This is a genomic window from Aminobacterium thunnarium (assembly GCF_055390565.1).
The window spans coordinates 519,749-538,447 of sequence record NZ_AP042412.1 but is presented as its reverse complement, the minus strand read 5'-3'; the positions used below and the strand labels follow the sequence as shown (position 1 = coordinate 538,447).

The window sequence follows — 18,699 nt, the reverse complement described above, 5'->3', positions numbered from 1 at the left end:
TATTGTCACCTCTTTGGTACATTGAAAACCCCAGTGTATTGCTCATATGAGAGTTCTACATTTCGTCCTTTAATCACATATTTAGATGGAACCGAAAAAGCTAACGTTCCAATTGTGTCGGGAGGCAAATCACCCACAGCCATAAAATCTTCATTCGTCAAAATATCCTTTGGATCGACGTTATGAGTGCCAACTTTTATATTTTCTGGAGAAAAATCCCATCTTTTTATGGTCTTATAGCGCATAACAAAGAGTGCTCTGTTTCGCAATTCTTTATTTGAAAAATGGCTGGCGTGCCATTTTAACCAATCAGGAGCATGCGGATCAGAAACAATCCCTTTAGAAAGAGATTCATCAACATAAATAAACGCAACTTGAGCTCGCGCCCCAATGACCATGTCTCCCAACGCTTCTCCCTCTATCCAAATTACAATTGTTCGTTCATCAATTTTTTGTTGCAGAGTATCGGCTGCGCTTCCTGGCGTGCTTGAACAAAAAATAGAGATAGCTAAACACAATAGAAAAGCAATCTTTTTCCCGCAGCGCGTTGTTCTATTGATCATTATGAGAATCTCCCTTCTGGTCTGTCTCTTTCTTTTTTGTAAATGCTCCTCGCAACCACTGCCATTCATGAAATTTAAAGAGCAATGTTCCCACACCATAAATCGCTGCACCCAGAATCATTACAGCAAATAGCCAGCTGCATCTTACAATAAGGCTCTCCTCGATGGGAAAAGGATAGAAAGCTTTAAATTTCAATATCGCAGCTGTCATAATTCCTAATATGGTTCCCATTCGAAATGTCCACTTCATACCCAGAATTTCTAATGGGTGATTAATTCTCCGAGCTAAAAGATATCCCCCAACAAAAGAAGAGAAGGTGAACCCTAAAGACGCAGCAAGAGCCAAACCGGCAAATCCCATCGGCTTAACAAGAATAAGACAGAATATAACATTGGAAACCACGCTCGACAATGTTACAAGTAAAGCTGAACGGGGAGTGCTCTGTGCATAAAGCCCCCTGAGAAGAACAGTTGTACAAGCCATTCCAGGTAGTCCCCAAGCATACATAGCCAAAGCAACCCCTGTTGCATGCCATGCCCAAGCGTTAAAGGCTCCCCTAAAAAATAATATATTGACCACTTCATCAGCAACGAGAACAAGACCCACTGTAACAGGAAGAACAACAAAAAGGGCAAACCGTACCGCATCTCGCATTGTTTCTCGAAACTCCTTTGTATCGCCAACCGCACAACGAGAAAGTTCCGGCAAGACTGCCTGAGATATGGCAATTACAAAAAGTCCTAAAGGCAATTGGATAACTCTATTAGCATAATTTAAAACAGAAATGGCTCCATCCTGAAGAAAGGACCCTAACATACGGCTTATAACGGGATTGACCTGATTCAACGATAATCCAGCGGCATAAGGAAAGAAAAGTTTCATTACTTTTCGAAGCTCAGGATCTTTGAATCGAGGCTTTTCCGGCAAAAGCATTATCCCTTTGAATCCACTCCAAACCCATTGGAGAGCCATTTGACAAAAACCTCCAGCCAAAACGGCAATAATAAGTGTCCATATTCCAAAACGAGAGGCCATTACGAGAAGAATGATGAGATAGACAATATTGCTCAGCGCAGGTGCTATAGCTGGAACAAAATAAGAATCAAGACTATTAAGAACCCCCATAGCTAAAGCAGCAAGCGAAACAAAAATTAAAAAAGGGAACATCCATCGTGTCATAGAAATTGCCAAAGAGGCTTTGACAGGGTCGAAACCTGGGGCCATAATTTTGACAAGATAGGGAGACAAAAGGACTCCCCCTAACACAACAGCTGAACCTGCCAGAAGGAGAATGCATAAAGATTGCCGCGCTAAGTTCCTAGCCTTGTCTTTTCCTTTTTGAAGAAGAGTCTGGGAAAAAACAGGCACAAACGCAGCCGAAAGAGCTCCCTCTGCCAGCATTTGTCGAGATAGATTAGCTAACGTATATGCAATATAGAAGGCATCAAGTTGACTTGATGCCCCAAAAATAGCAGCTGTTACAATTTCTCGCGCTAAGCCTAAAATTCGGCTAGCAAAAGTTCCAACCATCATTACTAGAGCGTGTTTAACCATTCGGGAAACACGAGAGGACATGAAATACGCCTCCTGAAAAAATTAGCAAGAAATGAGGTGCTTTCTTTGAGTTCTATTATACTTTGGGGTATTGGCAACCCCCTTTTTGGCGACGACGGTGTCGGTCCATTTGTTGCTGACGCGCTACGAAAAGAAGGACTACAACGCTCGATAACCGCTATTAATTGCGAAACTATGCCTGAAAATTATGTTGCTGATTTAAGACGGAAAAGTCCAAACACACTTCTCATCATTGATGCTGCCGATATGAATCTTGCTCCTGGTTCTCTTCGGCGCATTCCTTTTGACATGGTAGAAAATATCAGCTTCAGCACTCACGGCTTACCGTTAGGAATGCTTCTAGGAGATTTAGTGCAAAAGATCTCTGTCATCTACATAGGAATACAACCATCAAACCAAGATCTAGGGGCTCCTATATCAAACGAAGTAAAAAAGGCCGCTCAAGAGCTTCTCGTAATACTTGGAAAAGAAGATTTTGAAAGTATACCCCTACTTCACCATGAAAACCTGTCACCCAAATAAAATTTTCTTGCAACATCACTCTGGGCAACTTCATCGGGAGAGCCTTCTATTACTATTTCTCCCTGATGTATAAGATAGGTTCGATCTGTAATAGCCAAGGTGTCACGAACATTATGATCCGTAAGCAAAATACCGTATCCCTTAGCTCGAAGACTCAATATAATCTGCTGAATATCGTAAACAGCAATAGGATCTATGCCGCTAAAGGGCTCATCAAGCAATATAAAATCCGGCATTATGGAAAGGCACCTGGCTATTTCGACTCGACGCCGTTCTCCACCACTGAGAGCATACCCAGGAATATTAGCTAAATTAGTCAGGCCAAATTCTTCCAATATGTGGGAAACCATCATATCCATTTCTTTCTTACTCTTTCCCTGTTCTTGGAAAATAACTTCTATATTTTCTTTTACTGTAAGATTTCTGAAAACAGATGCCTCTTGAGGAAGATATCCCACACCTATACGTGCTCGTCTGAACATGGGGAAGGGTGTAATGTCTCTTGAATCAATCATCACTCGACCTGAGTCAGGTTTAATAAGACCTACAATCATATAAAAAGTGGTCGTCTTTCCTGCGCCATTAGGACCAAGGAGCCCCACAATTTCACCCATATGAACATCAATATTCACAGATGAAACTACAGTGCGCCCTTTATAGGCCTTACAAACATTACGGGCCTTAAGAATCTTTGCGCTCATCTTCTGAGTTTCCTTTCTTATCCTGCATCTGAATTGTAACTTGGGGTTTTCCTGATGCAGACATCTTTCCTGACTTCGGAGAGTAAAGTATTTCTTCTGCTCTTAGCGTACGTTCCGGCTGTACCGCAAGAGCATTGCCTCGCACTTTTACCAGATCCTGAGCTTGGGAATAAACAGCGTTAGAACCTGTAATACGAGTTTTTTGTCCATCAGTTCCAATTATGATAATTACAACATTTCCAGAAGCTTGAATATCCGATGTTTCCCCATTCTTGATTTTTCCTTTTATTGAAGAAGCTGAAAGAAACATTTTCTGCTGACTGTCCTCAAATTTTTTTACTTTTTCTGCTTCAAAAGCAGTTTTACTCACTTTCAGCTCCTGAGCCTCTACAGAACGCGGCCCAATATACCCAGATACGCCTCCTAACAAGGAATACCAACCATTTTCAGAAAGGTCGCCTTCCAAAGTCGTACTCTTAAGATCTACAGGTTCTTGTTCCCATTTTCCAGTAATATGAACTCCACCTGATAGAGTCACGTGGCGATTATCAAGATTTCCCTTTCCAGTAGGAGCCATAATAAGCAAATCAACTCTCTGTATGCGAACGTTGCCATCAGCAGTAAAATCACCTGTTCTAGAGTGATACACCATGCTATCTGCCGTTACATGGGCCTCTACCGCCCATAAAGTACCTGCACAGATACAAAGCAAGGCCAAAATAGTTAAAATTTTTACATGCCTGAGGCTTTTTTTCATATACCTTACACCGTCCCCGTAAAAGATACGACGTAAAAACGCCGCAGTTATTCTACATTATATCTGCTATTGGAAGAAGCTCTCTATTAGGACTTCTTCTTTTCTTGAAATTTCCACTCTAAAGCCTCTATGGCATCGTCAACAGTAGAAGATGAAACAACGCATGTCACAGCACTTTCCGTTGCTAAAATCATATCAATATTTATGCCTTTATGAGCGAGAGCAGAAAAAACCTTTGAAGGAAGTTTTATATCAGTTCCATCAATCAAGACAGATACCTTCGCGATCTCAGAATCAAAGGTTACCCCCTGCGCTCCAATTTCCATAGACACAGCTCGGCAAACACGTATTGCTCCCTCTATTCCACTCTTTTGAACTAGAAAAGCAATATCATTAACTTGTCCTCTCATAACGCTCTGAACAATCATTTCCACTCTGATATCAGCATCGGCAAGGGCAGAAAACAAAGAAGCAGCTATACCTGGAATATCTGGAACCCCCAACAGGGCAACTTTGGCCACATCTAAGCTTTTCTGAATCTGACTGTTAGTTTTCTTTTTGGCAGTTATTTTAAAAACCTCCCCTCAAAAGTGTAGATTTAAAGCACGCTTAAGCCTTCACGCTCTTCACTAAGAACAAAAAAACGGGAGCGAATACCGTATCGTGAAAAGATGGAGCACATATGTCTGGCAACGTCTCCTGCAACTTCTTCTGTAAAGGCTATCATACTTGGGCCAGATCCGCTAATGGCAACTCCGAGACAACCGGGAGCATTAGAAAGTTCGTTAAGTATATCTTCTCCACCAGGAAAAAGGCGAGCTCGAAAAGGCTGATGTAACCGATCCCCCATAGCCCAAGGTAAATTGTTCCAATTGCCGGTACTCCACGAAGCAGCAAGAAGGGCTGCTCGGCTTATATTATAAACAGCATCTTTCAAAAATACTTTTTCGGGAAGGGCATCTCTGGCACTTTGTGTACTTACACGCACATCAGGAACAGCGACAACAGCAAATATGTTTTCAGGTAAGGGGGGCAATTTAACAAACCTGACATTTTCTTCATCAATGCCGCTCACAACCATACCTCCCATACAACAAGGAACGACATTATCCGGATGTCCTTCAAGCTGAACCATTAACGGCAATAATTCTTCTTTAGGAAGAGGAGCTTCTCTCAACACATTAGCAATAGCTATACCAGCGACAATCGCTGTGGAAGAACTTCCCAATCCTCTAGCCATAGGAATAGCATTTAAAGAACACAGGTCAAGGCCAGGTGGATCTATTCCCCATTTTTTACAGGCATACTCATAACTCTGGACAAGGGCATTGTTATCTTGGCATAACTCTCCGCTACCTTCCCCTATTACTTCAATGTTATATGAGCCTGATTTTAAAAAACCTTTAACATCGAAAAAGTTGTATAGCGTTAATGCCAAGCCTAACGTATCAAATCCAGATCCTAAATTAGCACTTGAAGCCGGAACTTTTACTCTAAAAAGCCTCATAGTCCTAAAACTCCCCCCAACGCTTCAATTGTGCCATCGACAGCAATAGGATCAGGTAATCCCTTGAGAGGAGCATCGGGGTCCTTTAAACCATTTCCAGTGAGGATAAGAACAATGCGCAATCCCTGCGGTAGTTTTCCACTCCTTTTCAATTTGAGAAGAAACGCAAGAGGAGCACACGAAGCGGGTTCTGCAAAGACACCATCATGGGAAGCAAGTTCACGTTGAGCCTCAAGAATTTCTTCGTCAGAAACAGAAGCAAATTGGCCACAACTCATTTGAATGGCCTTAATAGCTTTTTCAGCATTTACGGGGTTACCGATTCGAATAGCAGTAGCAACTGTCTCTGGATTCTCTACCGTATATCCACGAACAAGAGGTGCAGCTCCCTCTGCCTGCACACCCATCAAACGAGGCATAGTATTTATTTTTCCTATCTCTTTGTAGTATTCCAACCCTGCAGCGTAAGCACTAATATTTCCAGCATTTCCAACAGGTAAAACGATCCAATCGGGAGCCTCCGACAATTCGTCGCAGATTTCCCAAGCGGCAGAACGCTGCCCCCAAAGACGATAAGGATTAAGAGAATTGACAAGGGTAACTTTTTTAGATGAGGCAAGTTCTCTCGCTAAACGTAGAGCTTCATCGAAATTTCCTCGTACAGCAACAACCTTTGCACCGTAAATCAGAGCTTGAGTTAGCTTCCCTAAAGCTACTTTTCCCTCTGGCAATAAGACAAAACATGAGAGTCCCGCAGATGCTGCGTAAGCAGCTGCAGAAGCAGAAGTATTTCCAGTAGAGGCACATATAACGGCATTCGACTTTTCTTCAAGAGCTTTAGCCACAGCCATAACCATACCTCTATCTTTAAAGGAACCACTTGGATTAAGGCCATCAAACTTAGCCCAAAGAGTGACGTCCAACTCACGACTCAAGTTTTTTAAAGGAATAAGAGGAGTATCCCCTTCAAGCAACGTTATACGTGGTGTTGCCTGAGTTAGAGGTAGATCCTTCTCGTATCTATATAGTATTCCCTGCCTAGCCATTTTTCGCCCTCCTTAAAAAATAAGAAGCCCACATCTCTCCAAATAGGAGACGATGTGGGCTACACTCGCGGTTCCACTCCATTTCCGGCATAAGCCGGCTCTTTTTCCGCAACAGATAATAGGGTGCGGTTTCCGTGTCTTATCCCTATACTATAGGCTTCGACACAAGCTCCAAGGTGGTCTTCGTTCAGACAATCCGCAAAAAGCTCTCAGCCGCTGGCTTTTCTCTCTGTTCCGGATAAATACAAAACTACTTTCCTCTTCATCGCTCATACCACAAACAAATTTTACATTTGAGGTAATCTTATATACTTAGTTTATATATCTGTCAAGAAGAGATTTTTTCTAATCTGTATAATCTTGACCGTCCTTTACGGAATGTCCTGGTACACGATCAACTGTAAAATCGGATCTTTTCCCTAAAATTGCTTGTTCGGGAGTACCATTATGATCAGAGCGTTTTGCAATAAACTCAAGAACTCTATCAGCAGAATCCACTGCATTAAATGCCTTAATAAAACGCGTTGCCCATTCCTCTGTTTCATCAACAATTCGCCCTATAATTTCAGGGGACTCGCTCTGAATTATATCTCCCATGGGCAAATTAGCTTTTTTATAATTTCCGTCTTTTCTACTGTATCCTTGAGCGTCACACCACTCTACAATTTTCTGCCATGTTTGCTCAGTTACACCACGATTCGGCTCTTTGACATACGCACCGTTTTCTGTAATGGCGTTTCCCGTATCTGGATCCATTTTGATTCCAAATATAATGTTCTGGAAAAGAGTCGCAACATTTCCCTTATTAATGCCAAAACGGGCAAATTTAGCCACTTTTTCAATAGGAGTACCAGAAATACCGTGCTGCGCAATTGACGCACCATAAGGGCGAATAGCATTGGCTATTTCAAGGGTTCTTTCAAGATCTATGCCTTCCTGCTGGCCTGTATCATAAGTTCCATGCAAACTGCCATTAGAAATAGCAAGAAGATCTGGGAAGATTCCCCACGAATTAAGCCCTCCAATAAAGAATTTTGCTTCCTCTACTGTGGTTAATTCCCCTGGCCCTTTTATCTCACCTACTTCAACTTCCAATCCAAGATAGGGAGGGATATGCATTGCTACATCACGAGTGCTGCAAAGATTTTCCCAATCTGGCAAATGAGAAGCATCAATGGCAACAGAAGTCCATCCTTCTTGAATAATTGAAGGAATATGACTTACAGCCTTGAAAAGATCCGCTTCGGACTTAATAGCATAATGGTCGACATGTAGACCAAAGATCACACCATGTCCCAATTCAGAAGAAGTTTTTACTGCATATTCCGGAAGATTTTGGAAATTTCCGGCACAGTACGTCGCTTCTGACTTCGCTATCTCAATAAAAACAGCCGCATTCAATTTTTTAGCAGCCCTGAACACACCTTTTATTGTCAAAGGGTTCCGTGCATTAGCTGCAAGAATAATAGCATTTGCTTCTCTGAAGGCTCTAACAATGTCTCGACCACTGACCAATCCAACTTCTTCATTTCCCCATAAAGCCTGAACGTTCAGAGGGCGTTTTTTCAGCATCTCTTTATATGAGGCGCTGTTCGTTCTCATCCGTTGTCACGCTCCTTATATAATTTTCCTAAAATATTTTTATCTCAAATATAGACACCCATAAATGACATACAATACACTATACCACAAGCTTTTTATAGGGCTTGTTCAACCTTACGAATTGTCTCATCATCAAGCCAATTCATCCAATCCTCTTTGTATTCCTTGAGATACCAAAGAGCTGTTTCTTCTGCAGTTGCTTTATTTTTTTGCATATGAGCTAACGCCCTATTAGACTTATCTAACGTTATTGATACTTTTTCAAGAAAGTGACAATATCAGGATTTTTTTTGCAAAATCAGCATTAATAAGTTTAAGAACTTTTGACTTGGGATAGGCGCATCCATGATTTTCTTCCCATTTTTCCTGATCGAACAATGGTTCTTCAAGCATTGTCATATCAAGAGTACCCATTATTGCGGTCAGTTCCCAATGATAAACCAGAATCGGCTCTCCTCTTTGATAGGCACGCATAATAACTGTCGTCAAAGCTGTTCCTGATCCTGGATCGAACGCTATGAAATATTCATCTAATCCATACGCTTCGAATTTATCTTTATTAATGGAATGACAACCCCATCCAGAAGGAGCATTATAAAATCTTCCTTCGTTTGGTTCCTCTGGATCTTTGAAAAATTCCCAATATCATTGGAAGATCCATCACAGACTTTAGATTCGGAAATATTGGATCAATCCCTCGTTCGGGATCTCCTTTAATAACGTATGTAGGGACATACCAACCTTGAGGAGCGTCAGGATAAGTATTGCCAAGACTAAGGACCCTTCCTGCTTCTTTGTTACGTTTCCACCATTCAGAAACGTTATCAACCCAAAGGTCCAATACTACATCATAATTTCCTCGCTCAAGCCCCAAAAGACCTGGCATTGAGTCAGCAAAAACATAGTCTATTTTTTTGCCATATCCGTGTTCCAGAATAAAACCAGCCACTCTATTATGTATTTGAACAGAATCATAACTTAGATCAATCATAACAATCTCTTTTTGACTGGCTAATGCTTTTGGGGAGAAAGGGGAAATTATTAGAGACAAACCACTTATGAGAAGTATTATCGAAACAAAATATTTTTTCATATAGCTACCTCCTTTATTCCTAAGCGAAGACATATGAAGCATAGCTATACAATTTTCTTTCGGGGAATAAACCATTAACAATAATTAGTTAACAAAAAACACAACACTACATAATAAAAAAATCACCAGCAATTTAGTAGTTTGTCACGCCATTTATTTTCTTCTAGTAAAAATATGCTTCATATGCACAACACTCACTATAAATTAACATGTTGGAACTATTGCGTCAAAGAAAGAAGGGCACTTATCACTAACAATCCTACTATATTGCAAACAGAAAAGAAGAATTCTTTTGTAAAATCCTTCTTTTCTGTTCAGTTAAAAAACTAAGATTTTAACGTAAACCATTCCACATGATCATAATGATAGCTATAGGAGCAAAAAAGCGCAGTATCAAAAGCCATGGAGACATAAGAGCAAAGTCAAGTCGGCCATTGTTGGAAACATCATCTTTGATTCTATCTGTTACAACCCATCCAACAAATAAAGAGATCAAAAGACCACCTGTAGTCAAAAGGATGTTATTGCATACCCAGTCCATGGCATCAAGAAAACTCTTTCCAAAGAGATTAATAGGATAGGCTCCCTGAGAAAGAGCCGATGGAATTCCGAGAAGAAAGATAGCTGTTCCCATAAGAAAGCAACTTTTTCTTCTACTCCATTTCAACTCATCTTTACAGTAAGATACAACAACCTCGAAAAGAGATACTGACGAGGTAAGAGCAGCTATAAAGAGAAGTGCAAAAAAGAGCGCTGACCAGACCATACCGCCCCACATTTTCGAAAAAACTGCGGGTAAAGTTATAAAAGTGAGACCTGGACCTGCCCCCGCATCGATGCCAAAAGAAAAAACAGTAGGGAAAATGATCAATCCAGCAAGAAAAGCAACAAGGGTATCAAGAAGAGTAACTGTAGCAACTGATTTAGGAATATTTTCATTCTTACCAATGTAGCTGCCAAAAGTTATGAGAATTCCCATACCGAGAGAAAGGGAATAAAAAGCTTGTCCCAAAGCATCAATAATAGTACTTCCTGTAACTTTTGAAAAATCTGGCTTAAGATAAAAAGCAATACCTTTTGATGCGCCTGGAAGCGTCAAAGCCCTGACAACAAGTATCAGTATGATAAGGAAAAGTCCTGGCATTAGAATTTTGCTGGCCCGTTCAATACCTTGACCAACACCTTTATACACCACCATAACAACCATAAGCATAAAAGCAAAAAAAGCCAGAAGAACTTGAGTAGGATTAGCAATAAAACCTAAAAAAGCATTCTGTACAGCCGACGTATCATTAAGAGACATAAGGCCTGTGAAAGACTTAAAAATATAAGCGAATGTCCAACCTCCGATAACGGCATAATAAGAAAGAATAATAAAGGCTACAGCCAGCCCCATCCAACCAACGAGAGGCCAGGCGCCTCCTTTTAGCTCTTTGAAAGCTCCCACAGCATTCTTTTTCGCTGCGCGACCAATAGCAAACTCTGCCAACATTACTGATGCTCCTATAGTAAATGCCAAAGCAATGTATATCACGAGAAATGCAGCTCCACCATTTTTACCCGTAATATAGGGAAAACGCCAGATATTTCCAAGACCAACTGCTGATCCCGCTGACGCAAGAAGAAAGCCAACCCGGCTTCCCCACTGCTCCCTTTCTTTTTCTTCTTGTCTCATAAAAATCCCTCCCTGTAATATTTGAATATTCAAAACAGATAGACGCATAACATAAGCGCTCTTTATGGCGTTAGTAATTTAGTTATTTAAGAATTTAATGTGATCTTGATGACTGAATAAAAAAAGGGCCGAACCCTAAAAAGGGCCCGACCCCGAAAAGTCTGCTGGCTAAAATCAAATGCCAGTAGGCGCTCCGGAAGAGGGCCCGCAGCTAATAATAACGAGGAGTATAATTATTATGTTAACTAAAGTATTTCGATTTATAATCACTACGTTCCCCTCCTTGCCTCTGGTGTATTTTGTATCCTCGAAAGTGGCGCTATTCTATATGTTATTTTCAGACTTGTCAAATTCTATTTTATTAAATATTTCAAGGTTCACCATTAAACACATTTCTGCGAAGAAAAGGGGTTGCAGTTTCATAAAGACCATGGTAATATACCCATCGCTGTGTGAGACGTAGAATGTTGGGGAATGGTGCAACGGCAGCACGCCTGACTCTGGATCAGGTAATCCTGGTTCGAATCCAGGTTCCCCAGCCAGAAAAAGAGGCCCCATCGACTAGTGGTCAAGGTCGTCACCCTCTCAAGGTGGAGACACGGGTTCGAATCCCGTTGGGGCTACCAATATAAATTTAAAAGAGGCTAGAAATTCTAGCCTCTTTTTTTGCTTTTTGGATAACAACGAGAGAAGAAGAGAACTCTCTACTTGCCTTCGTCTTCCTCTTTTAATCTCTCTTCCCAAGTAATAAACGAGTGGTAGTAAAGTTCGTCGCCATCATCAATTCCACGGGTAATTTCTGTTATGTGGGTATGGGCGGCACCAATCTGCTCCAATACATATTTTACAGCTACCTCTGGCATACTGTGTTCCCCACAGGTATAGATATCAAGAGCCATATACTGAGCTTCTGGCCATGTATGGACAGAAAGATGCGATTCACTGATGACCACAACGCCGCTCACTCCATTGGGAGGAAATCGATGAAAGGACACGGACCAAACCTGCGTATTTGCTCTTTTTGCCGCTTCCACTAAAATCTCTTGCAACCGTTCAACCTGTCCGATAACGTCCCCACATCCCGAAGCCTCAACAATAAAGTGGTACCCCTTTGGTGACATTTACCCTCCTCCTCTTTCTACAAACAAAATTGCCCTCAGGCCAAGTGGAATAAGTATAGTACAAAAGAACACAAAAGCACAAAAAAGAAAGTAAAAAATCTTGAATACTTTTCACACTGTTCCCAGCACAAAAAACTATAAAGCAAAACGATAGTTAGCTAATTATTGTGAACGCTTTAAAACGGGGGTAAAATTAAAATTAAAAGTGTAAGGAGGATAAAAAGATGGAAACAAGTTATTTAAAGTCTGGTAAAAGGATTCTTGAACTAGATGCCGCTCGCGGAATCCTCATGATTTTAATGGCTCTTGACCATTCTTCATCATTTATAGGTAACATTCACTTTAGTGAAATGTGGGCTTTGCCCATGCCGGATTATGGTAATTCTCTGCTCGCTTTTTTCACGCGATGGATTACACATCCTTGTGCTCCTGGTTTCACTTTCCTTATGGGAACCGGAATGATTCTCTTTGTTGAATCAAGGATAAAACGCGGTTGGAAAGCGCATGCTATGCTTCGTCACTTTTTCATCAGAGGATTTATTCTTCTATTTTTATCACTCACTTTAGAGAATTTCTTTTGGAATTGGGGATTTTTAACTAAACAAGGTGGTCCCAAATGGTTCATCTTTTTCACTATTATTTCAACATTGGGTATCTCTATGATGGCAAGTTCGCTGTTAATGAAATTACGCTCCTTATGGTTAGTAATCTTTTCGATGATTTGCATTATTGTAACTCCGTTCTTTCTTCCCTTAGGTCTCCCTATAAAAGAAATAGCTGGGCAACTTTCTATGTCTCAAATTCTTCTCTTTACACCTTGGGAATTTAAAACCTTTGTGGGGCCAATAGCTTTTTGGGTCTACCCACTTATGCCCTAGTTAAGTATAACTCTTTTAGGCATAATATTCGGACGCATTCTTATCAAGTACAGAGATGGTGCCTTTAAAAAAACAGGCTTGGTCGGCGGAGCTTTTCTACTTATCTTTGCCGCAATGAGATTCGCTGGATCTTTAGCCAATATAAATACACTGAAACCAAATGGACTAATAAGCTTTCTTTCCATCACTAAGTACCCACCAAGCATAACTTTTATCCTCTTAACTCTCGGCATTTTATTTCTCATGTTGGCAATGCTTAACCATTTTGCTTCTCATATGAGTGATAAAAACCCTTTAGTAATTTTTGGGAGAGTGCCTTTGTTCTATTACATGCTCCACCTTGCTCTTTTTAGTGTTATGGGCAAAATCATCTCTGCATCAGGATATGCTGTAGCATACGGGGCATGGGGGACAGGAATCATTTTGCTTTATTTTCCCTGCAAATGGTATGCTAGATTCAAGAAAAGTACCTCTATAGATTCAATTTGGAGGCTATTCTAAGATCATATTGTTAAGACAAAACATAAAAAAGCAACTGATGGAATATTCCATCAGCTGCTTTATCATTCTAATGGTGGAGCTAAGGGGATTCGAACCCCTGACCTCTTGAATGCCATTCAAGCGCTCTCCCAGCTGAGCTATAGCCCCGCATCGCGAAACGTGAGTATTATAAGTAGCCACAGCAGTTCTGTCAACCTCTGAAAATTTTATTTTCTTAAAAGGGGACCTAAAATCACTGTCTAAGAAGGGTCTCAAGCATGATTGTCCTTATATATTGGCAATGAGAAAATATAAAGATACCTAAATATAACCATGAGGAGAACTTTTCCATGACTTTAAAAAAATTAGCAACAACACTTTGCTGTTTTTCCACTTTAGCCCTTTTTTATCTCTGGGGATCTATTCCGGCTGAAGCTATAACTCGTGGAATAATGGCGGAAGCTATTGTTGATGCTTTAGCGATACCCAGATGGACAGGAGAAGAAAGATTCTCTGATGTGCCTGAAAATCATCCCGCCTTTTCAGCCATAGAAACAGCACGGTCATACGGCATTATATATCCAGGAGAACGTTTTCACCCTGATTTGGAAGCAACACGAATTGAAGCCCTTTATTTCGCTTTTAAGGCTATGGGGTGGTCTCATGAAGCTTCGCTTATGGGGAAACTCAATTTTGAAGAAAATAACGAGATTCCGGAATATATGGTTTCATATCTATCTCTTGGCAAGACTTGTGTACCAAGTGCTCCTCAAAAGTTCTTGACTGAACCTAAAGGAAATTTAACGGATGACGATCTTAAAAGTTTAGTTGATTGGTTGTTGCAATGTCGTCAATCAATTGTCTGGGATGAGATATTTCACGGGAAATATACGTCTTTACGCATACATCGCGAAAAGATAGGGACACCTCCTCGTTCATGGGCTATTTTTGTAAAAGAAGCGCCTGATAAGAATTCAGCTCTTCTATTGCAAGAAAAAATATCTCTTCAGGGATTACCTGCTTTTATAGCAAATACTGAATGTGCTTTTGCCGTATTTGTCGGTCCTTATTCTAATTACGTAAAAGCATGGGAAACCCTCTCTGCTATGCCTTCGGAATTTGTTGGGAATGTAGTCCCCTACAGTGAGCAAGGGAGCAACGCTCTTTTTTGGGCAGCTATATGCTCAATAGATGGATATTATCCATCTATCATAACTGCACCTTCTCAAGGAAGATCTCTAGCCTCATTAAGTAATATAGCCAAGAAGGCAAAGGCAGAAGGAGGGATTAATGGTGGTTTTTTCGCTAGTAAAAAACCTATCGGGACCTTACTTATCGATGGGGAACCTGTTTCTCCCTCATATACGTCACGTTCTGCCATTGGGTGGTCAGATAAAGGAGAGGCTTTCTTCGGCAATGGAGAGTTTCGAATAGTGCTGCGAAAAGAAAACTGGATCGCGCCAGTACCCCTTTTAAATACAATGCCTCCACAAAATAGCTTGGCCCTTTTTTCGTCTGAAGCAGGTCCTCTTGCTCGTCCTCTGCCCCAAGACAGCCAAGCCTTCTTATTAACTAACGGGCATGTTAGTGAGCTTAATGGAATATCTAAAGCTAAACGAATAGTTCCTTCAGGAAGTCTTCTTTTAGCTGCTCGAGGAACAGGAATACAAGTTGTACGCTCTTTACTGGAAAAAGGGAATCCACTCTCTGTTGAAGTTGAGTGGCGTGACCCAGTTATGCAAAAATCAAAGTTTGCGTTACAAGGGGGACCAATGCTTTTAAAAGATGGAGAGTTACAATCAAAAAATGAAGGTTTTTCTGTAAATCTTCGTAATCAAAAACATCCACGCACCCTTGTAGGGTCAAATGGTAAGAAACTTTGGTGGGTCGTTATCGATGGCCGAGATCCATGGCACAGCAACGGGGTAACCCTCATGGAAGCAGCTCGACTTGCAGATAACCTGGGAATCTCTACCCTTCTGAATCTTGACGGAGGAGGCTCTTCAGAGCTTATATGGAAAGACTACATCATTAATTCCATTCCTGGTGGGAAGGAACGCCCTTTGCCTTACGGCATTTTCTTTGGTTCGGAAGAGGGGGAATGAAGCCATACTTCCGATTGTGGCACAGCAATACGTATACCAGAACGATCGAAAGCTTCCTTCACGCGTAGGCGGTATTCTCGCGATAAAACCCACTGGTCACCTGGTGTCGTATCAAAGAGGGTTCTCAATAATATAGAACTATCGAGAAAATCGAGAATTCCCTGTACTGTAGGAGGCCCTATAAAAAGAGAAGGGTTCTCTTCCTGCAAGCTATTGGCTGTCTCTTCCATAATGTGCATAGCCTGACGAACATCTGTATCGAAGGGCACGCGCAACTTTATGGTCGCACGAGACCAGTTTTTCGTGTAGTTAGTAATGCCATTAATGCTTCCATTGGGAATAATAATAAGATTTCCATCAATATCTCGTAGGTGAGTGGTTCGAAGGGTTAACTTTTCTACTGTTCCGCCCCCCATAGACGTTTCTATCCAATCCCCTACACCATAATGATCTTCTAATACGACAAAGATACCGTTTAAAAAATCACGAATTATATTCTGTGCAGCCATGGAGATTCCCAAACCTGCTAATCCAACTCCTGTAAGTATAGGAGTAATATTCACACCGAAACTACCTATGATGCTCAGCACAAATACAATGGCAATAACCCATTTCACAACATTTAATGTAATACCTTTCAATGTCTCTACCCGTTGTAAAGCAGATGGGCGTCTTTCATTATTTTCACTTTTTTCTATCCGTTTTCGAAGAAGATCAAAACTTCTGGAAAGGGCCAAAAGAACAATCTTACTAACAATAATCCAAGCAATGAGTAAACCTAATGCAACAATGAGCTGATGAGCAAAAGGAAATGCAGCCCTGATCCCTTCCATTTTTTTCTCTCCTTATTTCTGCACAATAAAACTTACATATCTGTTATATCTTCTATGTTAATATCTGAATGGTATCGCTTCATATATGAATTAAAAGCTTCTAGCTGACTAATTTTAAAAGGGATCTGCCATCCCTTACCGTTCTCTTTAAAAAAACGAGCATAAAACATATTTTTCTTACGCTGTAAAACTACAGAATTAATAACATCCCATGACAACGTTTCTTCTTTTTTCTTTCCCCAAACAGATCGAACATGAACAACTCCCTCTGGAGAAAGAGACATAGAGGTAGAAATGCCTCCTATAGAAAAACATACAACTCCCACTAAAATATAGGGAAACATCAGCTTCAACTCAGCAATAGAATGAGAAAAGAGCTTACCCAGCCCCAGCGCTAAAATTATGAAACCAACGGCTGATGCCATAATCCTCAGCCATTTAGGAAGAGCAAAAGAAGACTCTAAATTTTGTGTTTTCATAACTTACCCCCGTTAAGGAATACGTATTTCATCAAGAGCTTCACTCTCGTTTGATATTTCTACCCCTTTTTTAAGGTTAAGCAATTCTTCATTGATATATTCTGCCTCTAGGTCTTTTTGAACTTGTTCCTTGACTTGCTCATATGGCAAAAGAGCTCCGCCTTTTTCCTCAAGCAATTGAATGATGTGAAATCCGTACTCCGCTTTTATCGGCTCACTAAAATCCGTTACTTTCATCCTCTTAACAACATTAAAGACTTCAGGAAGTTCGCTTTCTTTAATCCATCCCATATCACCGCCATCACGCGCCGTAGAAAAATCCAAGCTAAGCTGAGTGGCAAGTTTTTCGAAGGGAATTCCTGTTAAAAGACGAAGCAAGACAGAGTGAGCTTCAGCCATATTTCCGACAAGTATATGGCGAATATGGTATTGTTTTTCTTGCGTGTATAATTCCGAGTGGTTTTTATAAAAAAGTTTGGACGTTTTCTCGCTAAGATCCCAATTTTTAGAAAGAGATTCAACGTATGCATCTGCTAATACGTTTAAACGTGTCCATCTTAGACGAGCTGCGACATCAGCGTTGAACTGTAACCCTTTAAGTTGGGCTCCTCGCGCTAAAAGCAGCATATTCGTAACGCCATCAAGAAGCTCATTTTGTTCATCATTGCTCATCCGCTGAACTATCAATGCAGCTAAAGCTCTGTCAACTCCTGTGTGCTCTTGTATCAGAAAGAGAATGTCATCATTGCTAACTGTTTCAATTCCAACACGAACTGGTTCTTTAAACTCTTTGGCTTCAATCACTGATGGAAAAGTTATAGCTGTTACAATGCAACAAAGAATAGGAATAATAACTTTTTTAATACTTGTGGGCATTACAAAGTGCCTCCTTTACCGCCTTGCGTCTGAATGATTACCATCTGGAGCTGAAGGATAAGGAATAGGAACATACTGAACAGAAGGACGTCCTAGCCCTGATTGAGGATACAGCTTCATAATATTACAAATTTGAGAAGAAAGATCTGTATTCACCGGCAATCCTAGAGACACCGCTTCTTCCGCAGTTATAGGGTAATCGTGTGTCCATCGACCTTCAGTTAATACTGTAGCCAGTTCTATTGCCTTTTCTTCTCCCATTTTATCTTTTAAAAGGTTATATACAAAAGAACGTGTTTGTTTCACGGCTTTCCTGCTCACGTCAGCAAGTATTAGAGTTGTATCATCAATTTCAGAGACTGGTTTCTCTTCAACAGCTCTTAATATAGAAGCTGCGGGATATTGCCCTATTTGAGGATCCACCGGGCCGAGTACTGCATGTTTATCCATAAGAATTTCATCAGCTGCAAGAGCAATGAGAGTTCCCCCAGACATTGCATAGTGAGGAACAACAACTGTAACTTTTGCCGGATGTTTGTTCAATGCATAAGCTATTTGTTCTGCAGCAAGCAATAAACCTCCCGGAGTATGAATAATGAGATCTATGGGTGTCCCCTCTGAAGTAAGACGAATGGCTCGAAGCACTTCTTCAGAATCCTCTATGTTTATGAAGTTCCGAGAAAACATTCCAAAAAAACCGATGCTCTCTTGTCGATGAATAAGCGTAATGATTCTACTTTTACGACGTTTTTCGCACGTTCTAAGTGCCGTAATTCTTCTCCAATGTAACAATTGCTGCTTGAGTTGGGGATAGATGAAAAAGAAGACAAAGAATAGAAACCATATATTAGATCCTTCCATGAGGCACCTCCTTCATTAAATTCA

Annotated in this window: 18 protein-coding genes, 3 tRNA genes and 1 pseudogene; 5 read left to right on the top strand and 17 right to left on the bottom strand. The window is 40.8% G+C overall.

Annotated elements, in window-relative coordinates:
• Window positions 1-5 precede the first annotated feature (5 nt).
• Window positions 6-563: a hypothetical protein gene (locus ACZ5GY_RS02590; RefSeq protein ID WP_464111973.1), complete on the bottom strand. Its 558-nt coding sequence runs from the start codon at window positions 561-563 to the stop codon at window positions 6-8.
• Entirely contained in the window at window positions 553-2,139 is a 1,587-nt protein-coding gene (gene murJ, locus ACZ5GY_RS02585; protein ID WP_464111972.1) for a murein biosynthesis integral membrane protein MurJ, read from the bottom strand. Before murJ ends, ACZ5GY_RS02590 begins: the two co-directional genes overlap by 11 nt.
• A 45-nt stretch (window positions 2,140-2,184) precedes the next feature.
• Between murJ and ACZ5GY_RS02580 the strand changes: the two genes are divergently transcribed.
• Window positions 2,185-2,661: a hydrogenase 3 maturation endopeptidase HyCI gene (locus tag ACZ5GY_RS02580; protein ID WP_213690286.1), complete on the top strand. Its 477-nt coding sequence runs from the start codon at window positions 2,185-2,187 to the stop codon at window positions 2,659-2,661.
• Here the strand turns inward: ACZ5GY_RS02580 and lptB are convergent.
• From lptB to ACZ5GY_RS02535, 9 genes and pseudogenes are all read right to left on the bottom strand, one after another.
• Window positions 2,634-3,362 (bottom strand): LPS export ABC transporter ATP-binding protein, encoded by a 729-nt coding sequence (gene lptB / locus ACZ5GY_RS02575; RefSeq protein ID WP_213690287.1) that lies wholly within the window; start codon window positions 3,360-3,362, stop codon window positions 2,634-2,636. The two genes, ACZ5GY_RS02580 and lptB, sit on opposite strands and share 28 nt — an antisense overlap.
• The gene (locus ACZ5GY_RS02570; RefSeq protein WP_464111971.1) at window positions 3,343-4,119 is read right to left on the bottom strand and encodes an LptA/OstA family protein; all 777 of its coding nucleotides are present in this window, start codon (window positions 4,117-4,119) and stop codon (window positions 3,343-3,345) included. The genes lptB and ACZ5GY_RS02570 overlap by 20 nt, the downstream gene beginning before the upstream one ends.
• 86 nt (window positions 4,120-4,205) lie before the next feature.
• Window positions 4,206-4,640, bottom strand: a complete 435-nt coding sequence (locus ACZ5GY_RS02565) for an ACT domain-containing protein (protein WP_464111970.1) — start codon at window positions 4,638-4,640, stop codon at window positions 4,206-4,208.
• 77 nt (window positions 4,641-4,717) lie between these two features.
• Entirely contained in the window at window positions 4,718-5,626 is a 909-nt protein-coding gene (thrB, locus tag ACZ5GY_RS02560) for a homoserine kinase (protein ID WP_213690290.1), read from the bottom strand.
• Window positions 5,623-6,672 (bottom strand): threonine synthase, encoded by a 1,050-nt coding sequence (gene thrC, locus ACZ5GY_RS02555; protein ID WP_464111969.1) that lies wholly within the window; start codon window positions 6,670-6,672, stop codon window positions 5,623-5,625. Before thrC ends, thrB begins: the two co-directional genes overlap by 4 nt.
• A gap of 345 nt (window positions 6,673-7,017) precedes the next feature.
• Entirely contained in the window at window positions 7,018-8,274 is a 1,257-nt protein-coding gene (locus tag ACZ5GY_RS02550) for a class II fructose-bisphosphate aldolase (RefSeq protein ID WP_213696061.1), read from the bottom strand.
• A gap of 261 nt (window positions 8,275-8,535) precedes the next feature.
• Window positions 8,536-8,841 (bottom strand): annotated as a pseudogene (locus ACZ5GY_RS02545) (glycine betaine ABC transporter substrate-binding protein); the annotation flags it as partial.
• A 25-nt stretch (window positions 8,842-8,866) separates the two neighbouring features.
• Window positions 8,867-9,367: a glycine betaine ABC transporter substrate-binding protein gene (locus tag ACZ5GY_RS02540; RefSeq protein WP_464111968.1), complete on the bottom strand. Its 501-nt coding sequence runs from the start codon at window positions 9,365-9,367 to the stop codon at window positions 8,867-8,869.
• Window positions 9,368-9,701: 334 nt separating this feature from the next.
• Window positions 9,702-11,042 (bottom strand): sodium-dependent transporter, encoded by a 1,341-nt coding sequence (locus ACZ5GY_RS02535; protein WP_464111967.1) that lies wholly within the window; start codon window positions 11,040-11,042, stop codon window positions 9,702-9,704.
• 468 nt (window positions 11,043-11,510) lie between these two features.
• Here ACZ5GY_RS02535 and ACZ5GY_RS02530 point away from each other — a divergent pair.
• Both ACZ5GY_RS02530 and ACZ5GY_RS02525 read left to right on the top strand, forming a co-directional pair.
• Window positions 11,511-11,584, top strand: a tRNA-Gln gene (locus ACZ5GY_RS02530).
• An 8-nt stretch (window positions 11,585-11,592) separates the two neighbouring features.
• Window positions 11,593-11,668, top strand: a tRNA-Glu gene (locus ACZ5GY_RS02525).
• Window positions 11,669-11,746: 78 nt separating this feature from the next.
• On the opposite strand, the gene speD is transcribed toward ACZ5GY_RS02525, so the two are convergent.
• Entirely contained in the window at window positions 11,747-12,163 is a 417-nt protein-coding gene (gene speD / locus ACZ5GY_RS02520; RefSeq protein WP_213690294.1) for an adenosylmethionine decarboxylase, read from the bottom strand.
• A 224-nt stretch (window positions 12,164-12,387) separates the two neighbouring features.
• Here speD and ACZ5GY_RS02515 point away from each other — a divergent pair, with 224 nt between their 5' ends.
• The gene (locus tag ACZ5GY_RS02515; protein ID WP_213690295.1) at window positions 12,388-13,041 is read left to right on the top strand and encodes a heparan-alpha-glucosaminide N-acetyltransferase domain-containing protein; all 654 of its coding nucleotides are present in this window, start codon (window positions 12,388-12,390) and stop codon (window positions 13,039-13,041) included.
• A gap of 572 nt (window positions 13,042-13,613) precedes the next feature.
• On the opposite strand, the gene ACZ5GY_RS02510 is transcribed toward ACZ5GY_RS02515, so the two are convergent.
• Window positions 13,614-13,689: transfer RNA gene (locus ACZ5GY_RS02510), tRNA-Ala, on the bottom strand.
• A gap of 182 nt (window positions 13,690-13,871) precedes the next feature.
• Here ACZ5GY_RS02510 and ACZ5GY_RS02505 point away from each other — a divergent pair.
• Complete coding sequence (locus ACZ5GY_RS02505) at window positions 13,872-15,626, top strand: phosphodiester glycosidase family protein (RefSeq protein WP_213690296.1); 1,755 nt, start codon at window positions 13,872-13,874, stop codon at window positions 15,624-15,626.
• Here the strand turns inward: ACZ5GY_RS02505 and ACZ5GY_RS02500 are convergent.
• From ACZ5GY_RS02500 to ACZ5GY_RS02485, 4 genes are read right to left on the bottom strand one after another with little or no spacing between them, the layout of a single operon-like run.
• On the bottom strand, window positions 15,590-16,459 hold the full coding sequence (locus ACZ5GY_RS02500; RefSeq protein WP_213690297.1) for a mechanosensitive ion channel family protein: 870 nt from the start codon (window positions 16,457-16,459) through the stop codon (window positions 15,590-15,592). The two genes, ACZ5GY_RS02505 and ACZ5GY_RS02500, sit on opposite strands and share 37 nt — an antisense overlap.
• 32 nt (window positions 16,460-16,491) lie before the next feature.
• Complete coding sequence (locus ACZ5GY_RS02495) at window positions 16,492-16,938, bottom strand: hypothetical protein (protein WP_213690298.1); 447 nt, start codon at window positions 16,936-16,938, stop codon at window positions 16,492-16,494.
• A gap of 12 nt (window positions 16,939-16,950) precedes the next feature.
• Window positions 16,951-17,814: a peptidylprolyl isomerase gene (locus ACZ5GY_RS02490; protein ID WP_213690299.1), complete on the bottom strand. Its 864-nt coding sequence runs from the start codon at window positions 17,812-17,814 to the stop codon at window positions 16,951-16,953.
• 15 nt (window positions 17,815-17,829) lie between these two features.
• Window positions 17,830-18,675 carry an SDH family Clp fold serine proteinase gene (locus ACZ5GY_RS02485; protein WP_213690300.1) on the bottom strand — a complete coding sequence of 282 codons (846 nt, stop codon included), beginning with the start codon at window positions 18,673-18,675 and terminating at the stop codon, window positions 17,830-17,832.
• Window positions 18,676-18,699: the final 24 nt, after the last annotated feature.